This window comes from Roseibium sp. RKSG952, assembly GCF_009711355.1.
Window position 1 is genome coordinate 103,987 of record NZ_SMMF01000962.1, and the last position, 13,947, is coordinate 117,933.

14 protein-coding genes are annotated in these 13,947 nt (G+C 57.1%); 9 read left to right on the forward strand and 5 right to left on the reverse strand.

What is annotated here, in order from left to right; translation table 11 throughout:
• Window positions 1–87 precede the first annotated feature (87 nt).
• The 3 genes from rsmI to gshB all read left to right on the forward strand — a co-directional run bounded on the left by rsmI (window position 88) and on the right by gshB (window position 2,291).
• Window positions 88–924 (forward strand): 16S rRNA (cytidine(1402)-2'-O)-methyltransferase, encoded by an 837-nt coding sequence (gene rsmI, locus E1297_RS44540; RefSeq protein ID WP_209016364.1) that lies wholly within the window; start codon window positions 88–90, stop codon window positions 922–924.
• 4 nt (window positions 925–928) lie between these two features.
• Window positions 929–1,297, forward strand: coding sequence for a YraN family protein (locus E1297_RS44545; protein ID WP_155149925.1), 369 nt, complete (start codon window positions 929–931; stop codon window positions 1,295–1,297).
• A 61-nt stretch (window positions 1,298–1,358) separates the two neighbouring features.
• On the forward strand, window positions 1,359–2,291 hold the full coding sequence (gene gshB, locus E1297_RS44550; protein WP_155149927.1) for a glutathione synthase: 933 nt from the start codon (window positions 1,359–1,361) through the stop codon (window positions 2,289–2,291).
• Here the strand turns inward: gshB and E1297_RS44555 are convergent.
• The 4 genes from E1297_RS44555 to cobU form a co-directional block, all read right to left on the reverse strand.
• Window positions 2,288–3,799, reverse strand: a complete 1,512-nt coding sequence (locus E1297_RS44555) for a YifB family Mg chelatase-like AAA ATPase (RefSeq protein WP_155149929.1) — start codon at window positions 3,797–3,799, stop codon at window positions 2,288–2,290. The genes gshB and E1297_RS44555 overlap by 4 nt on opposite strands.
• Window positions 3,800–3,869: 70 nt before the next feature.
• Entirely contained in the window at window positions 3,870–4,760 is an 891-nt protein-coding gene (locus tag E1297_RS44560) for a glutathione S-transferase (protein WP_209016365.1), read from the reverse strand.
• 37 nt (window positions 4,761–4,797) lie between these two features.
• Window positions 4,798–5,376, reverse strand: coding sequence for a histidine phosphatase family protein (locus E1297_RS44565; protein ID WP_209016366.1), 579 nt, complete (start codon window positions 5,374–5,376; stop codon window positions 4,798–4,800).
• Entirely contained in the window at window positions 5,373–5,894 is a 522-nt protein-coding gene (cobU, locus tag E1297_RS44570; RefSeq protein ID WP_368669856.1) for a bifunctional adenosylcobinamide kinase/adenosylcobinamide-phosphate guanylyltransferase, read from the reverse strand. Before cobU ends, E1297_RS44565 begins: the two co-directional genes overlap by 4 nt.
• A 100-nt stretch (window positions 5,895–5,994) precedes the next feature.
• Between cobU and E1297_RS44575 the strand changes: the two genes are divergently transcribed.
• The 5 genes from E1297_RS44575 (at window position 5,995) to E1297_RS44595 (ending at window position 10,503) form a co-directional block, all read left to right on the forward strand.
• A complete protein-coding gene (locus tag E1297_RS44575) occupies window positions 5,995–6,873 on the forward strand; it encodes an RNA polymerase factor sigma-32 (protein ID WP_155149932.1) in 879 nt (292 codons plus the stop codon).
• A complete protein-coding gene (locus E1297_RS44580) occupies window positions 6,870–7,694 on the forward strand; it encodes a ChaN family lipoprotein (protein WP_155149934.1) in 825 nt (274 codons plus the stop codon). The genes E1297_RS44575 and E1297_RS44580 overlap by 4 nt, the downstream gene beginning before the upstream one ends.
• Window positions 7,695–7,771: 77 nt before the next feature.
• Window positions 7,772–8,968, forward strand: coding sequence for a bifunctional phosphopantothenoylcysteine decarboxylase/phosphopantothenate--cysteine ligase CoaBC (gene coaBC, locus E1297_RS44585; protein WP_155150533.1), 1,197 nt, complete (start codon window positions 7,772–7,774; stop codon window positions 8,966–8,968).
• Between the two features lie 30 nt (window positions 8,969–8,998).
• Entirely contained in the window at window positions 8,999–9,454 is a 456-nt protein-coding gene (dut, locus tag E1297_RS44590) for a dUTP diphosphatase (RefSeq protein WP_155149936.1), read from the forward strand.
• 278 nt (window positions 9,455–9,732) lie between these two features.
• The gene (locus E1297_RS44595) at window positions 9,733–10,503 is read left to right on the forward strand and encodes a molybdopterin-synthase adenylyltransferase MoeB (RefSeq protein ID WP_209016397.1); all 771 of its coding nucleotides are present in this window, start codon (window positions 9,733–9,735) and stop codon (window positions 10,501–10,503) included.
• Window positions 10,504–10,566: 63 nt separating this feature from the next.
• Here E1297_RS44595 and E1297_RS44600 read toward each other — a convergent pair whose 3' ends face one another.
• Complete coding sequence (locus tag E1297_RS44600) at window positions 10,567–11,778, reverse strand: PLP-dependent aspartate aminotransferase family protein (RefSeq protein WP_155149940.1); 1,212 nt, start codon at window positions 11,776–11,778, stop codon at window positions 10,567–10,569.
• A gap of 142 nt (window positions 11,779–11,920) precedes the next feature.
• On the opposite strand from E1297_RS44600, the gene E1297_RS44605 reads away from it, so the two are divergent.
• Window positions 11,921–13,936 carry a M3 family metallopeptidase gene (locus tag E1297_RS44605; protein WP_155149942.1) on the forward strand — a complete coding sequence of 672 codons (2,016 nt, stop codon included), beginning with the start codon at window positions 11,921–11,923 and terminating at the stop codon, window positions 13,934–13,936.
• The last annotated feature ends 11 nt before the right edge of the window (window positions 13,937–13,947 follow it).

Consider the following 13,947-nt stretch of genomic DNA (forward strand, 5'->3'; position numbering starts at 1 on the left):
AGCGGCTTAGAATGCTGCTATTCTGTTGAGCCGCGATAATAAACGTCATGCTGCGAGGGTCCAGCTTTGAATTTCCAAAAGATCAGATTGGCTGCTGGCCTGTACTTTGTTGCCACTCCGATCGGAACGGCGCGTGACATCACGCTCAGGGCATTGGATGTACTGGCGTCGGCTGATGTCATTGCGGCCGAGGACACACGCAGCCTGCGCAGGTTGATGGAAATACACGGTGTTCCGCTAGATGGGCGTCGTATTCTTGCCTATCACGATCACAGCGGAGCGGGTGCGCGTGGCAAAATCCTTGAAGCGCTTGAGCAGGGAAAATCGGTTGCCTACGCCTCCGAAGCAGGCATGCCACTTATTGCCGATCCAGGCTATGATCTGGGCCGCCAGGCCGCCGAAGCGGGTCATATGGTGACATGTGCGCCCGGGCCCTCTGCCGCTCTGGCTGCGCTGACACTGGCAGGGTTGCCGACAGACGCGTTCTTTTTTGCTGGGTTCCTGCCTAATGCCTCAGGTGCGCGGCGGACGAGAATCGAAACGCTACGCGACATTCCGGGAACGCTGGTGTTCTACGAATCTCCCAAACGCATCTCCAGCAGCCTGGCGGATCTTGCCGACGTGTTGGGATCAGATCGTCAGGCCGCTTTGTGCCGCGAGTTGACCAAGAAATTCGAGGAAGTGCGCCGTGGGACACTTGGCGAATTGGCTGAGGAGTATCAGTCCAAAACCGTCAAAGGTGAAATAGTCCTGCTTGTTGATCGCTCTCATTCGCAATCTGTTAAGGAATCCGACGTAGAAGAGGCTTTGATCAAAGCCTTGGAGACGCATTCGGTTCGGGATGCTGCCGATCTTATTTCAGAGATGTACAACCTCCCGCGCAGACCGATCTATCAAAAGGCGCTGAAGCTGGGCAAAGGATGAGTTCATGCAACGATCGGTTCGTAGCTCTGTTTCATATCACGCAGGGCAATCAGCCGAATATTTCGTTGCATCAGACTATGAGCGTCGTGGTTATCACATTGCAGAGCGCCGCTGGCGTGGCGCCGGTGGCGAGATTGATCTGATCGTACGAAATGCGGATGGGTTTGTTTTTGTCGAAGTAAAGAAAAGCTCAAGTTTTGATGCAGCCGCTGCCCGGATCAGCCGTCGTCAGATGGACCGCATTTGCGCCTCGGCCGCGCAATATCTTGATCAGCAGCCTCGGGGACATTTGGCCAATGCACGTTTTGATGCGGCGTTAGTGAATGCCTTTGGTGAGCTTCAAATTATCGAAAACGCGTTTGGTCAGGCCTGATCACCATTGAACCCTTCGTTCCTCTGCGCCATGTATCGAGCGTGGAATTGAGGGATAAGCCATGAAGATCGCCTTTCAGATGGACCCGATCGGGGCCGTGGATATCAACGCCGACAGTTCGTTCCGTCTGGCCGAAGAGGCACAGGCACGCGGGCATGAGCTGTTCTTTTACAGCCCGGATCAACTGGCTTATCAGGAAGGGCGCATTACCGCACGTGGTCAGGACATGACAGTGCAGCGTGTCGCTGGTGATCCGGCTGTGTTGGGTTCGGAACGCGAGGTTGATCTTGCGGACTTCGATGTGGTTTGGCTGCGGCAGGATCCGCCGTTCGATATGCACTACATCACATCGACCCACTTGCTGGATCGACTGAAAGGGCAGGCGTTGGTGGTGAATGATCCGTTCTGGGTGCGTAACTACCCCGAAAAACTGCTGGTGCTGGATTTTCCGGAATTGACGCCGCCGACGACCATCGCGCGAGATCTTCAGACCATCAAAGCTTTCAAAGAAAAGCATGGCGATGTCATCCTGAAGCCGCTTTATGGCAATGGTGGTGCGGGTGTGTTCCGGCTGGATGCAAATGATCGCAACCTGACCTCGCTGCATGAATTGTTCACCGGGTTTTCGCGAGAGCCTCTGATCGTCCAGAAGTTCCTGCCGGACGTCAGCAACGGCGACAAGCGCGTGATTTTGGTGGATGGCGAGCCGGTCGGTGCCATCAACCGCGTCCCGGCCGAGGGGGAGACACGTTCGAATATGCATGTCGGCGGTCGACCTGAGAAAATTGGCCTGACAGAGCGTGATATGGAGATCTGCGCGGCCATCGGTCCGTTGCTGAAAGAAAAGGGGCAGGTGTTTGTTGGGATCGATGTGATTGGTGACTATCTGACTGAAATCAACGTGACCTCCCCAACTGGTATTCAGGAGCTTGAACGCTTTAACGGCGTCAACGTTGCTCAGAAAATCTGGGAAGCGATTGAGGCTAAGATTTAAGCAGCGACCTTGGCGCTGATGCGAAAGCTCAGCGCCTCGGCCACATGCGGGCGTCTGACATCTGGCGCGCCTTCGAGATCAGCAATTGTCCGGGCGACCCGAAGAATGCGGTGAAAGGCGCGGGCTGAAAGACCGAACCGCTCGGCCGCTTTCAGCAGCAGATCTTTACCTTCTGCATCCGGCGCGGCGATCTCTTCCAAAAGATTTCCTTCAACATCTGCATTCTGACGCGTGGCAGTTCCCTGATAGCGATCAGCTTGTACCAACCGGGCTTTTTCAACCCGGGCGGCAACGATTTCGGAGCTGTCACCGGATGGGGGCAGGTCAAGGTCGGTGAATCCGACAGGTGGCACCTCGAGCCGCAGGTCAAAGCGATCCATGAGCGGCCCCGAGATGCGTCCAAGATAATCTTCCCCGCAGCCGGGTGCGCGCGAGCAGGCGCGAGATGGATCGGTCAGATATCCGCATTTGCACGGGTTTGCGGCCGCAACCAGCATAAACCGGCAGGGATATTTTACATGAGCATTGGCGCGCGCCACCATGACCTCACCGGTCTCGATGGGCTGGCGCAGAGTTTCCAAAACGGTTCGCGGGAATTCCGGAAATTCATCCATGAACAGTACGCCATTGTGGGCAAGGGAAATCTCGCCGGGTTTCGCACCCTTCCCACCGCCCACAATTGCTGCCATCGAAGCTGTATGGTGCGGCTCTCGAAATGGACGTGTTCGGCTGATACCGCCTTCATCCAGTAATCCGCACAGGGACTGAATCATCGAGGTTTCAAGCGCTTCAACAGGCGTAAGCGGAGGCAGTATTCCCGGCAATCGGGCTGCCAGCATGGACTTGCCCGATCCGGGCGTGCCGATCATGATGAGGTGATGGCGTCCGGCCGCGGCAATCTCCATTGCTCGTTTGGCACGCTCTTGACCCTTGACGTCGCGCAGATCGCGGGCGCTGGGCGTCAGGTTTACCTCGCCGGGCTGGGCGATAGGTAAAGGTGACTGGCCAGAGAAATGCCGGACCACATCCCCAAGGGAACCGGCTCCAATTACCTGCGTCGCATCAACCCACGCCGCCTCGGCGCTTGAGGCGCGGGGACATAGAAGCGTTCGATCTTCAGCAGCGGCGGTCATGGCTGCCGGCAAGGCGCCAACCACGGGAACCAAAGAACCATCCAGCGAAAGCTCTCCCAGCGCTACGGCACCTTCGGCAGCATCGGCTGGAATGATTTCCAGAGCCGACAGCAAGGCGACGGCTATCGGAAGGTCGAAATGGCTGCCCTCTTTTGGCAGATCGGCAGGGGACAGGTTGATCGTTATCCGTTTTGAAGGGAGTGCGATCGCCATCGAACTGAGCGCACTGCGCACTCGGTCACGGGCCTCGGACACCGCTTTGTCCGGCAGGCCGACAATTGAAAACGCAGGAAGACCGGGCGAAACGGCGCATTGGACCTCGACCGGTCGGGCATCTACACCCTGAAAGGCAACAGTATGAGCTCGGGCGACCATGGCTGTCCTGTTCTTGGTTAACAGGTCGTTGCTGCCATGGCCGCGGTTTAGGAAGTGTTAACGACGCGGATTAATTGATCAGTGCCATGAATTTTGGCCAGGCTTCCGGGTCGGCCACTGTTTTGTCCCTGCAGAACGGATTACAAAACCCCCAACGATTTCCATCGAGTTCCAGGTAGTCGGATACTGGTTTGCCCGAATACGGACAATTCGCATTGATCGAGGGGCCAGCGTCCAGAGGTTTTGCCTTGGAGGCACCGCCAACCGGCCATGGCTTGGAGCGCAGCTCCTGAGCGTAGGGAAATGGATCATACTGCACGGTCAAACCCATCGCTCTCCACTGCCTGACCGGTGTATCCGAAAGCAGCCCCAGACAATATTCGCGGTTCTTGTCAGATACCGGTAGCCCGTATCCAATGATCCGTGCTGCAACGGGTGTATAAAACACATCGGCCAGAGAATATTCGCCAAACAGCGGCCCGGATGATGCGTCGGAAACCTTGCGAGCGTGATCCCATAGCGTTTCGATTCTTTCGAGATCTGCCAATGTGCCCGCTGATGGCACAAAGTCTTCCCAGCAATGCAAAAGTTGCATCGGGCATTCGCTTCGCAGGGAAGTGAAGCCGGAAACCATTTCGGAACATAACCATCTTGCAGTTGCGCGAGCGGCGGCATACTTGGGCCAAAGCCCTGCATCTGGATGACGTTCAGCCAAAGTTTCGGCCATGGCCAGGCTTTCGCCAACAACTGTTCCGTCTGGCAAGCGCAATGCCGGTACCAGACGAGCTGGGGCGAGGGGTTCCATATCCTCGGCCATAGTCCCGGAATAGAGGCCAATCATATGGGTTTTATAGGGAAGGCCAAACTTCTCCAGCATCAGCCATCCGCGCATGGACCAGCTGGAAAACAGCCTGTCCCCGATAAACAGATCATAAGTCATGCCCCGACGATGTCGGATCATATATCATTCGTAAATCGGTTATTTGTGCGGAGTTTTATCACGGAATGTGATTGATCCGTTCCACAGACCACCTGTCGCCATGATCCGTGATTTCGGTGACAGACAAATTGTCGATACGATGCGAGAACGCCTGTTGGGCATCAACTGCCAACGCACGCTGTACCTGCGTGAGTATGACGCCGAAATGTGCAACAACGATCAGGTCAGATCCGGTATGTTCGGCAATCAACCCGTCGATCACCGCATCAACCCTTGCACGGACCTGATTCCAGCTTTCACCTTCGGGTGGGCGCACCTCGCCCGGATTATCCCAGTAGGCAAAAGCCAGTTCAGGATCCTCGGCCTCGATATCCGCAAAAGGCCGCAGTTCCCAGGTTCCAAAGTTGATCTCTCTCAGGTCCGGATGATGCGGCAACCGGCGGCGCGTCCCTTCTATTGCGCTGGCGGTGTCAGCGGCGCGGGAAAGATCTGAGGACACAACAATGCCTCCGGATGGCAGATGGGTCTGAAGCCTTGCAATCGCGGCATGATCGCTCAGATCGGCAGGAATATCCGACCAGCCTACCATTGTTTTGGCATGCGTCGGGCCGTGTCGGACGAGGTGCAGACGTGTCACGGAAGCTGACCTTTCAAAACCAGTGGCAACCCGGCAGTGACCTGTACAACCAGATCTGCCTGCGCAGCCAGTGCGATATTCAAACGCCCCTGCGCCTCGCGAAACCTGCGGGTCAGTGCATTATCCGGGACGACCCCGTGACCTACCTCATTCGAAACGATGACGATTTGCGCCGGGCAGGTGCGCAGATCATCAAGAAATTCAGCCTGGGCCTGAGCGATGTCATTCTCAGCGAGCAAGTGATTGCTCAGCCACATGGTGGCACAATCAATCAGGCAAATCTGATCCCGACTCAGGCCCGTAAGTGCAGGCTTCAGGTCAAACGGGGCCTCGATTGTCGTCCACCCCGCGCCGCGTTGTGCAATATGCTGCCTAATTTTTTGGCGCATCTCATCATCAAACACTTGTGATGTCGCGACGTAAACCCGGTTTTTTTCCGTTGAAACAACCAGTTGTTCGGCAAAAGCGGATTTTCCCGATGCTGCGCCGCCCAGAACAAAGGTTAAATTGGGATGCACTTTTATTACCTTTCTGGTGATCCACCCGGTTTTGCCCTGCGTATCGACACCAAAACGTCAAAGCAAGACCGGCCCGCGCCAGCAAACAAGGGAGAGATGCATGGCACTGGATAACCCAAGTGACTTTTCGATGTCCCGTAGGGCCATGAAGGCCGAATTGCTGGACGCAGAAACAGAATTGCGACTCGCCTACGCGTGGAGAGACGATCGCGACGAACAGGCGCTTCATCGTTTGATCACCGCTTATATGCGACTGGCGATCTCGATGGCGGCAAAGTTCAAACGTTACGGTGCGCCGATGAATGATCTCATTCAGGAAGCTGGTTTGGGATTGATGAAGGCCGCCGATAAGTTCGACCCGGATCGTGGGGTTCGGTTTTCAACCTATGCCGTATGGTGGATCAAGGCGAGCATTCAGGACTATGTCATGCGGAACTGGTCGATGGTGCGGACCGGTTCGACCTCTTCCCAGAAATCCCTGTTTTTCAATATGCGGCGCGTCCAGGCGCGACTGGAGCGCGAAGCCGCAACAGATGGGCTTGAGTTGGATCGCCACCAGTTGCACCAGATGATCGCGGCTGAGATTGGGGTCCCACTGCGGGATGTCGAGATGATGGAAGGGCGCCTTTCTGGCTCTGATTTCTCCCTCAACGCGGTGCAATCGACCGATGAGGACGGGCGCGAATGGATTGATGCGCTTGAAGATGATCGGGAGCAGGCAGCCGAAGCTGTTGAACACAGCCATGATACCCAACAGTTGCGTGAATGGCTGGTGACAGCGATGCAGGCTCTGAACGATCGCGAGCGGTTCATCGTTCGTGAACGCAAACTACGTGAACCGGCGCGCACGCTGGAGAGTTTGGGGCAGGAACTTGGTCTGTCCAAAGAGCGCGTACGACAGCTTGAGGCGGCAGCCTTCATCAAAATGCGCAAGAACCTTGAAGCGCAATCCCGTGAGGTGCAACACTTCTTCGCATGAGACATCTTGCGATTCTTGCCACCGCCGCAATTCTGAATTTTAACTTTGCTCCTCAGGGGCTTGCTGACGAATACCTGCCCGACAACGTGCGCGAGCGGATGCAGTCAGCAGATGTTATTATTCTGGGTGAAATTCACGACAATCCACAGCACCATTATATCCAGGCCGAAGCGATCGAAGTGATTGATCCTTCGGCTGTGGTCTGGGAAATGGTGACAGAGGAAGGTGCGCAGCGCCTTGCTCAAAAAGCGGTTTCCGATCCCGAAGAGCTTTCGCGAATCCTGCGTTGGGTTGAATCCGGCTGGCCACCGCTCAGCATGTATTACCCGGTGTTTCAGGCAAGCGAAGCACCAGTGTATGGCGCAATGGTTCCGCGCAAGGCTGCACGGGCGGCGATGGAACGTGGTGCAGCCACTGCTCTGGGGGCGGATGCTGCGCGCTACGGATTGACGGTGCCACTGGCTGCCGAAGATCAGGCCGCGCGCGAAGCGGATCAACTGGCGGCTCATTGCAATGCGATCCCCGAAGAGGCGCTGCCTCAGATGGTTGCGATTCAGCGGCTGCGGGATGCGGTCCTGACACGCGCTATCCTGACTGCGATTGACGACACCGAAGGGCCGGTTGCCGTGATCACCGGCAATGGGCATGCACGCAAAGATCGCGGGATTCCCACCTTTCTGTCTCGTATGCGCCCGGGTCTGAAGGTTTTTGTGCTGGGACAATCCGAAGATGGCGTCATCGAAGGCGAGTTTGATGTGGTTATCGACAGCCCTGCGGTCGAACGCGAAGATCCGTGCAAAGCCTTTGAAAATCAGGACTGAGCTGCAACAATATCCGCTGGAACTCATCGGTGGCGTTGCCTAATGTCAGCGCCGACCGGGACGTGGAAGGGCTGAACATGCTGGCATCCAAACGTATTCTTCTGATCATCGGCGGGGGAATTGCGGCTTACAAGTCATTGGATCTGATCCGGAGACTGAAAGAACGCGGCGCGGCGGTAACGCCTGTTCTGACCCGCGCTGCCGAAGAATTTGTTACGCCGCTTTCGGTGTCTGCACTTGCCGGGGAAAAGGTGTATCGCGACCTTTTCGATCTGACGGATGAGGCCGAGATGGGGCATATCCAGCTCTCACGCTCTGCCGATTTGATTGTTGTTGCTCCGGCCACGGCCGACCTTATGGGCAAGATGGCAGGTGGTCTGGCAAATGATCTCGCATCTACTTTGCTGATGGCGACAGACACTCCTGTCCTGTGTGCCCCTGCAATGAACGTACGCATGTGGGATCATCCGGCGACGCGGCGCAATCATGAACAGCTATTGGCTGACGGCGTCAGCTTCGTTGGCCCTAACGAGGGCGATATGGCGTGCGGAGAATACGGACCGGGCCGCATGTCTGAACCGCTGGAGATCGTGGCTGCAATCGAAAATGCGTTTGAAGCGGGCCCCTTGGCTGGCAAGCGCATTCTGGTGACATCTGGTCCTACGCATGAACCCATTGATCCGGTTCGCTATATTGCAAACCGATCATCGGGGGCACAGGGAACAGCGGTTGCCCGGGCTCTTGCCGCAATGGGTGCCGAAGTTGTTTTTGTGACCGGCCCTGCAGATTTGCCCCCACCTGAGGGCGTGCAGGTTGTGCGGGTTGAGACAGCACAGCAAATGTCGGATGCGGTGGATGAGGCCTTGCCCGTCGATGCGGGCGTGTTCGCGGCGGCGGTTGCAGATTGGCGTATTGCCGGGGCTTCGGACCGCAAGCTGAAGAAAAGCCGTGACGGTGTTCCGGCTCTGGAGTTTGCCGAAAACCCGGACATTTTGAAACGTGTGGCGAACATGGAATCTGATCGCCCGGGGCTGGTAGTTGGCTTTGCCGCCGAAACCGATAACGTGATCGAACACGCAACGGCCAAACGTAAGCGCAAAGGATGCGATTGGATCGTCGCAAATGACGTGAGCCCGGCGACCGGGATAATGGGCGGGTCCGAGAACGCGGTCATATTGATTTCGGATGATGGCGCTGACGAATGGCCCCGTATGGGCAAGGATGCCGTCGCCAAACGTCTGGCAGAGAAGATTGCACAAGTTCTCAACGCGTGATCAGCGCAGAAACAGAAAAAGGGTGCCAACATGGTTGCAATTCGTGTGATCCGCGAGGACGGCGCTGATCCGGCGGTGGCGCTGCCTTCGTACGAAACCACAGGAGCAGCGGGCGCGGATGTGCGCGCAAACTTGCCCGATGGCAAGGCGATCATTCTCGAACCCGGAGAACGCACCCTCGTGCCAACCGGCCTGAGGATCGAAATTCCCAATGGGTACGAGGTTCAGGTTCGTCCGCGCTCGGGTCTGGCCCTGAAACATGGCATCACACTGCCCAATACGCCGGGGACTATCGACAGCGACTATCGCGGTCCTTTGGGAGTGATCTTGCTGAATGCCGGGCAGGAGCGGTTCGAAATCAGCCACGGCGAACGGATTGCTCAACTCGTTGTGGCTCCAGTGGTTCAGGCAAGTTTTGAAGCTGTCGAGGAACTGAACGTCACTGAACGCGGCGCTGGCGGTTTCGGCTCCACCGGTAGCAGTTGATGCTGTTGGTGTTCTTCCTGGCCGCGGCCCTTTGGGGTATCGGCTGGATGGCAGGTGTTTCCAGAACAGCCCGCTCGGCGTCAGTCGCGGTGTTGCTGTTGGGGGTGGTTACTGCTCAGCTGATTTTGCCGGATGGCCATCCGCTGCGAGAAGCCACCGGAGGATCGGCTGCCATGTGGCTCATCCTTGGTGGGTTTGCAGCGCTGGTTCTTCTCTACAGTCGGATGCTAAAGCTTCTGCGTGCACGCGCTGTGCCCACGCAGGACAAGGAGCAGACGATGGCCTCCGATCAATTCAGTGAAACAGAGCTGGAACGATATGCCCGACATATCGTTCTTCGGGAACTTGGCGGTCCGGGGCAGAAGAGGCTCAAAAAGGCGCGAGTGCTGGTGATCGGAGCAGGTGGCCTGGGCGCGCCGGCGCTACAGTATTTAGCGGCAGCGGGTGTCGGGACAATTGGTGTGATCGACGATGATGTGGTTGAGAATGCCAATCTACAGCGGCAGGTGATCCACCGTGATACGGATATCGGCATACCCAAGGTCTTTTCTGCGCAACAGGCAATGGAATCGCAGAACCCGAATGTTGTGGTACGCCCTTATCACCGCCGTCTGACTGAAGAGATCGCCTCTGATCTTTTTGATGAGTATGATCTGATTCTGGATGGAACGGATAACTTTGAGACGCGCTATCTGGCGAACCGTACAGCCGTCGCGCGCGGCAAGCCCCTGATCTCGGGCGCTTTGTCCCAGTGGGAGGGGCAGCTGAGCGTATTCAGCCCTGCAGAAAGCGGACCTTGCTATCAGTGCATCTTCCCCGAAGCACCTGCCGCCGGTCTTGCGCCTTCCTGTGCCGAAGCCGGGGTCATCGGCCCCTTGCCCGGTGTCGTTGGATCGATGATGGCTGTAGAGGCGATTAAGGTTACTACCGGGGCTGGCCAGCCTCTGGTCGGAGAGATGCTGATCTACGACGCGCTTTATGGTGAAAGCCGGAAGATCACCTTGTCCAAACGTGCAGATTGCCCGATTTGCGCGGCTGCAACCACATGATCCAAGCCACCCAACCCTGCGTGGCGCATCTGTGATGCGCACAGCAGGGGCGGGAGCCTGTTTTTAGCCCAGCGCGCGATCCAGATCGGCAATCAGGTCATCGGCATCCTCCAGCCCGACGGACAGGCGGAAAATCCCGTCTCCGGCATAGGCGCGATAGTCCTCCAACTGGGCGTCCTGCAATTTGAACGAGGTCTCCATCAGGCCGTCAGTTCCCATCCAGAAGATCAGACTGCGATGGTGCCCAAGAGAGACCGCATAGTGGATCACCTGCAGCCGCTCGATCATCTGCTGTGCGATACGTTCGCCCGTGGTCGCATCGCCAACCTGAAATGATATCATCCCGGACATGTTCGACATCTGTCGCGCCGCCAGTTCGGCCTGAGGGTGCGACGCCAGGCCGGGATAGATGACCTTTGTAACTCTCGGGTCTGCTTCCAGCCACTCTGCAACGGCGGTAGCTCCCTCCTGATGCGCCCTCATGCGCAATGGCAGGGTCGATGCTCCACGCGCAATCAGCCAAGCATTGAATGGGGACAGTACACCGCCATGATGAATGCCTGCTTCAGCCCGCATCTTCGCGATCAATTCGGCAGAACCTGCAACAGCCCCACCCACTGCATCGCCGTGTCCGCCGATGTATTTCGTAATCGAGTGCATCGTCAGTTCGACCCCAAGCGCGACCGCATCCATTCCCAGTGGTGAGGCAAAGGTCGCATCGCAACTCAACAACGCTCCGGCTTCTCGGGCCAGTTTTGAGATCGCCGCCAGATCCGTCAGGCGACCGATTGGATTTACAGGGGTCTCTGTATGGATCAGCTTTGTGTTTGGACTGATCGCGTCCGCAACGGATGCGGGATCGGACATATTGACGGCAGAAACCTGGATCCCCATCCGAGGCAGAGTTTCACGTGCCAGTTCCGCCACGCCTGCGTAAGACACGTCCGATACGATCAGGTGATCACCGGCTGAGAGAAAGGTGAAAAAGATCGCAGACGCCGCTGCCATTCCGGATGCTGTTGCAAGACAAGCTTCGGTGCCTTGCAGAGCCGCGATTTTGGTCTCGAGCCCGGCAACAGTTGGATTGGCCCACCGAGAGTAGACATAGGGGCTGTCAGGCGTCAGGTTATGGGCGGAAAACCCGGCGACATCTTCGGTCAGATAGGTCGAACTCATGTGGATCGGTGGTGCCGATGCATTGGTTGAGGCGTCCGGTGGATCACCCGCATGAATGGCCGTTGTCATGATGCCAGCAGTGCGGTTCGTTTTGGTCATGTCCTGTCTCCCTTTCCAACGGACCCTGATTGCTGGGTTCATGTGGCGCAAGCGGTATTGCGACAGAATTTGAAGTATCAGCCGGTCTGCCTCTGGACCATTGTGTCCGGCCTACCTAGCTTGACGATCAAAGGAGATCTGCATGACCAACCCGATCCTGTCCGACTGGAACACACCATTTGAAATCGCCCCGTTTGCCGAGATATCGGATGACGATTTTGCCCCCGCGCTGGATCAGGCAATGCAGGCCCATAACGCTCAGATCGAAGCCATTGCGTCCAATAAGGACCCCGCCACATTCGCCAACACGATCGAAGCGCTGGAAGCGGCCGGTGAAGAACTGGACAAGGTGCTGTCGGTTTTCTTCACGGTTGCCGGAGCGGACAGCAATCCAAAGCGGGAAGAGCTGCAACGGGACTTTTCACCCAAACTGTCGGCGCATTTCTCGGGCATATCCTCGAACAAGGCGCTGTTTCATCGGGTCGCTGACCTCTGGGACCGTCGCGAAGAACTGGGGCTGAGCGATGAACAGGTGCGTGTTCTGATGCTGACCCATCGGGGGTTCGTGCGTGCAGGTGCTGCGCTGCAGGGTGACGAAGATGCCCGGATGCAGGAGATCAAATCGCGCCTCGCGTCGCTGGGGACCTCATTCACCCAAAACCTTCTGGCTGATGAGCGGGACTGGTTCATGGAATTGAGCGAAGACGACCTGCAAGGCCTGCCGGGTTTCGTTGTGGACGCGGTCCGCGCGGCGGGTCAGGAAAAGGGAACCAACGGGCCGGTTGTCACTCTTTCACGCTCGTTGATCGTTCCGTTTCTTCAGTTTTCCCCGCGTCGGGATTTGCGCGAAACGGCTTACCGGGCATGGACTGCGCGAGGGGCCAATGGTGGAATAACCGACAATCGCGAAATCGCATCCGAAATTCTGAAACTGCGCGAGGAACGGGCAAATCTGTTGGGCTATGACAGCTTTGCTGATTTCAAGCTGGAAACCGAGATGGCGCAAACGCCGGACCGTGTACGTGATTTGCTGATGGAGGTTTGGGATGCAGCCAAAACCCGTGCCGATATGGATGCTGACATCCTGACAGAGATGATGCAGGAGGACGGTGTCAACGGGCCGCTCGAGGCCTGGGACTGGCGCTACTACGCCGAGAAGCGCCGCAAGGCTGAACATGATCTGGATGAGGCTGCGCTAAAGCCATACCTGCAGTTGGATCGCATGATCAAAGCGGCGTTTGCCTGCGCCAATCGTTTGTTCGGGTTGGAGTTCGCACCACTTGATGTGCCGCTCTATCATCCGGATTGCCGTGCATGGGAGGTGACCCGCAACGGGCAGCACATCGCGGTGTTCATTGGCGACTATTTCGCGCGCGGCTCCAAGCGGTCAGGTGCTTGGTGTAGCGCGATGCGGGCTCAGGCGAAATTCCCTGCGGATCAAGCGCCTGTCGTCATCAATGTCTGCAATTTCGCAAAGGGTGATCCGGCGCTGCTGTCCTACGACGATGCACGTACGCTGTTCCATGAATTTGGCCATGCCTTGCACCAGATGTTGTCCAACGTGACCTATGAAAGCATCTCGGGTACCAGCGTTGCGCGCGATTTTGTGGAGCTTCCCAGCCAGCTATATGAGCATTGGCTGGAGGTGCCGGAAGTTCTAGCAGAATTCGCTACGCATGCTGAAACCGGTGAGCCGATGCCGCAGGATATGCTCGAGAAAGTGTTGAAGGCCGCCAATTTTGATCAGGGTTTCCAGACCGTGGAATATGTCGCTTCGGCCCTCGTTGACCTGGCGTTCCACGACGGCGCGGCTCCGGCTGATCCGATGGCGAAACAAGCTGAGGTTCTGGCAAGCATCGGGATGCCGCAGGCCATTGGGATGCGCCACGCAACGCCACATTTTGCTCATGTGTTCGCCGGGGATGGCTATAGTTCAGGCTACTACAGCTACATGTGGTCCGAGGTTATGGATGCGGACGCCTTTGCGGCCTTTGAAGAAGCTGGAGGTGCCTTTGATCCAGAGCGTGCAAAGGCTCTGGAAGAGCATATCCTCTCGACCGGCGGATCAAAGGAAGCGGAAGACCTGTATCTGGCGTTCCGCGGGCGTTTGCCGGGTGTTGAAGCCCTGTTGAAAGGGCGTGGCCTGATCGCGGCCTGAACCAGTCGGAC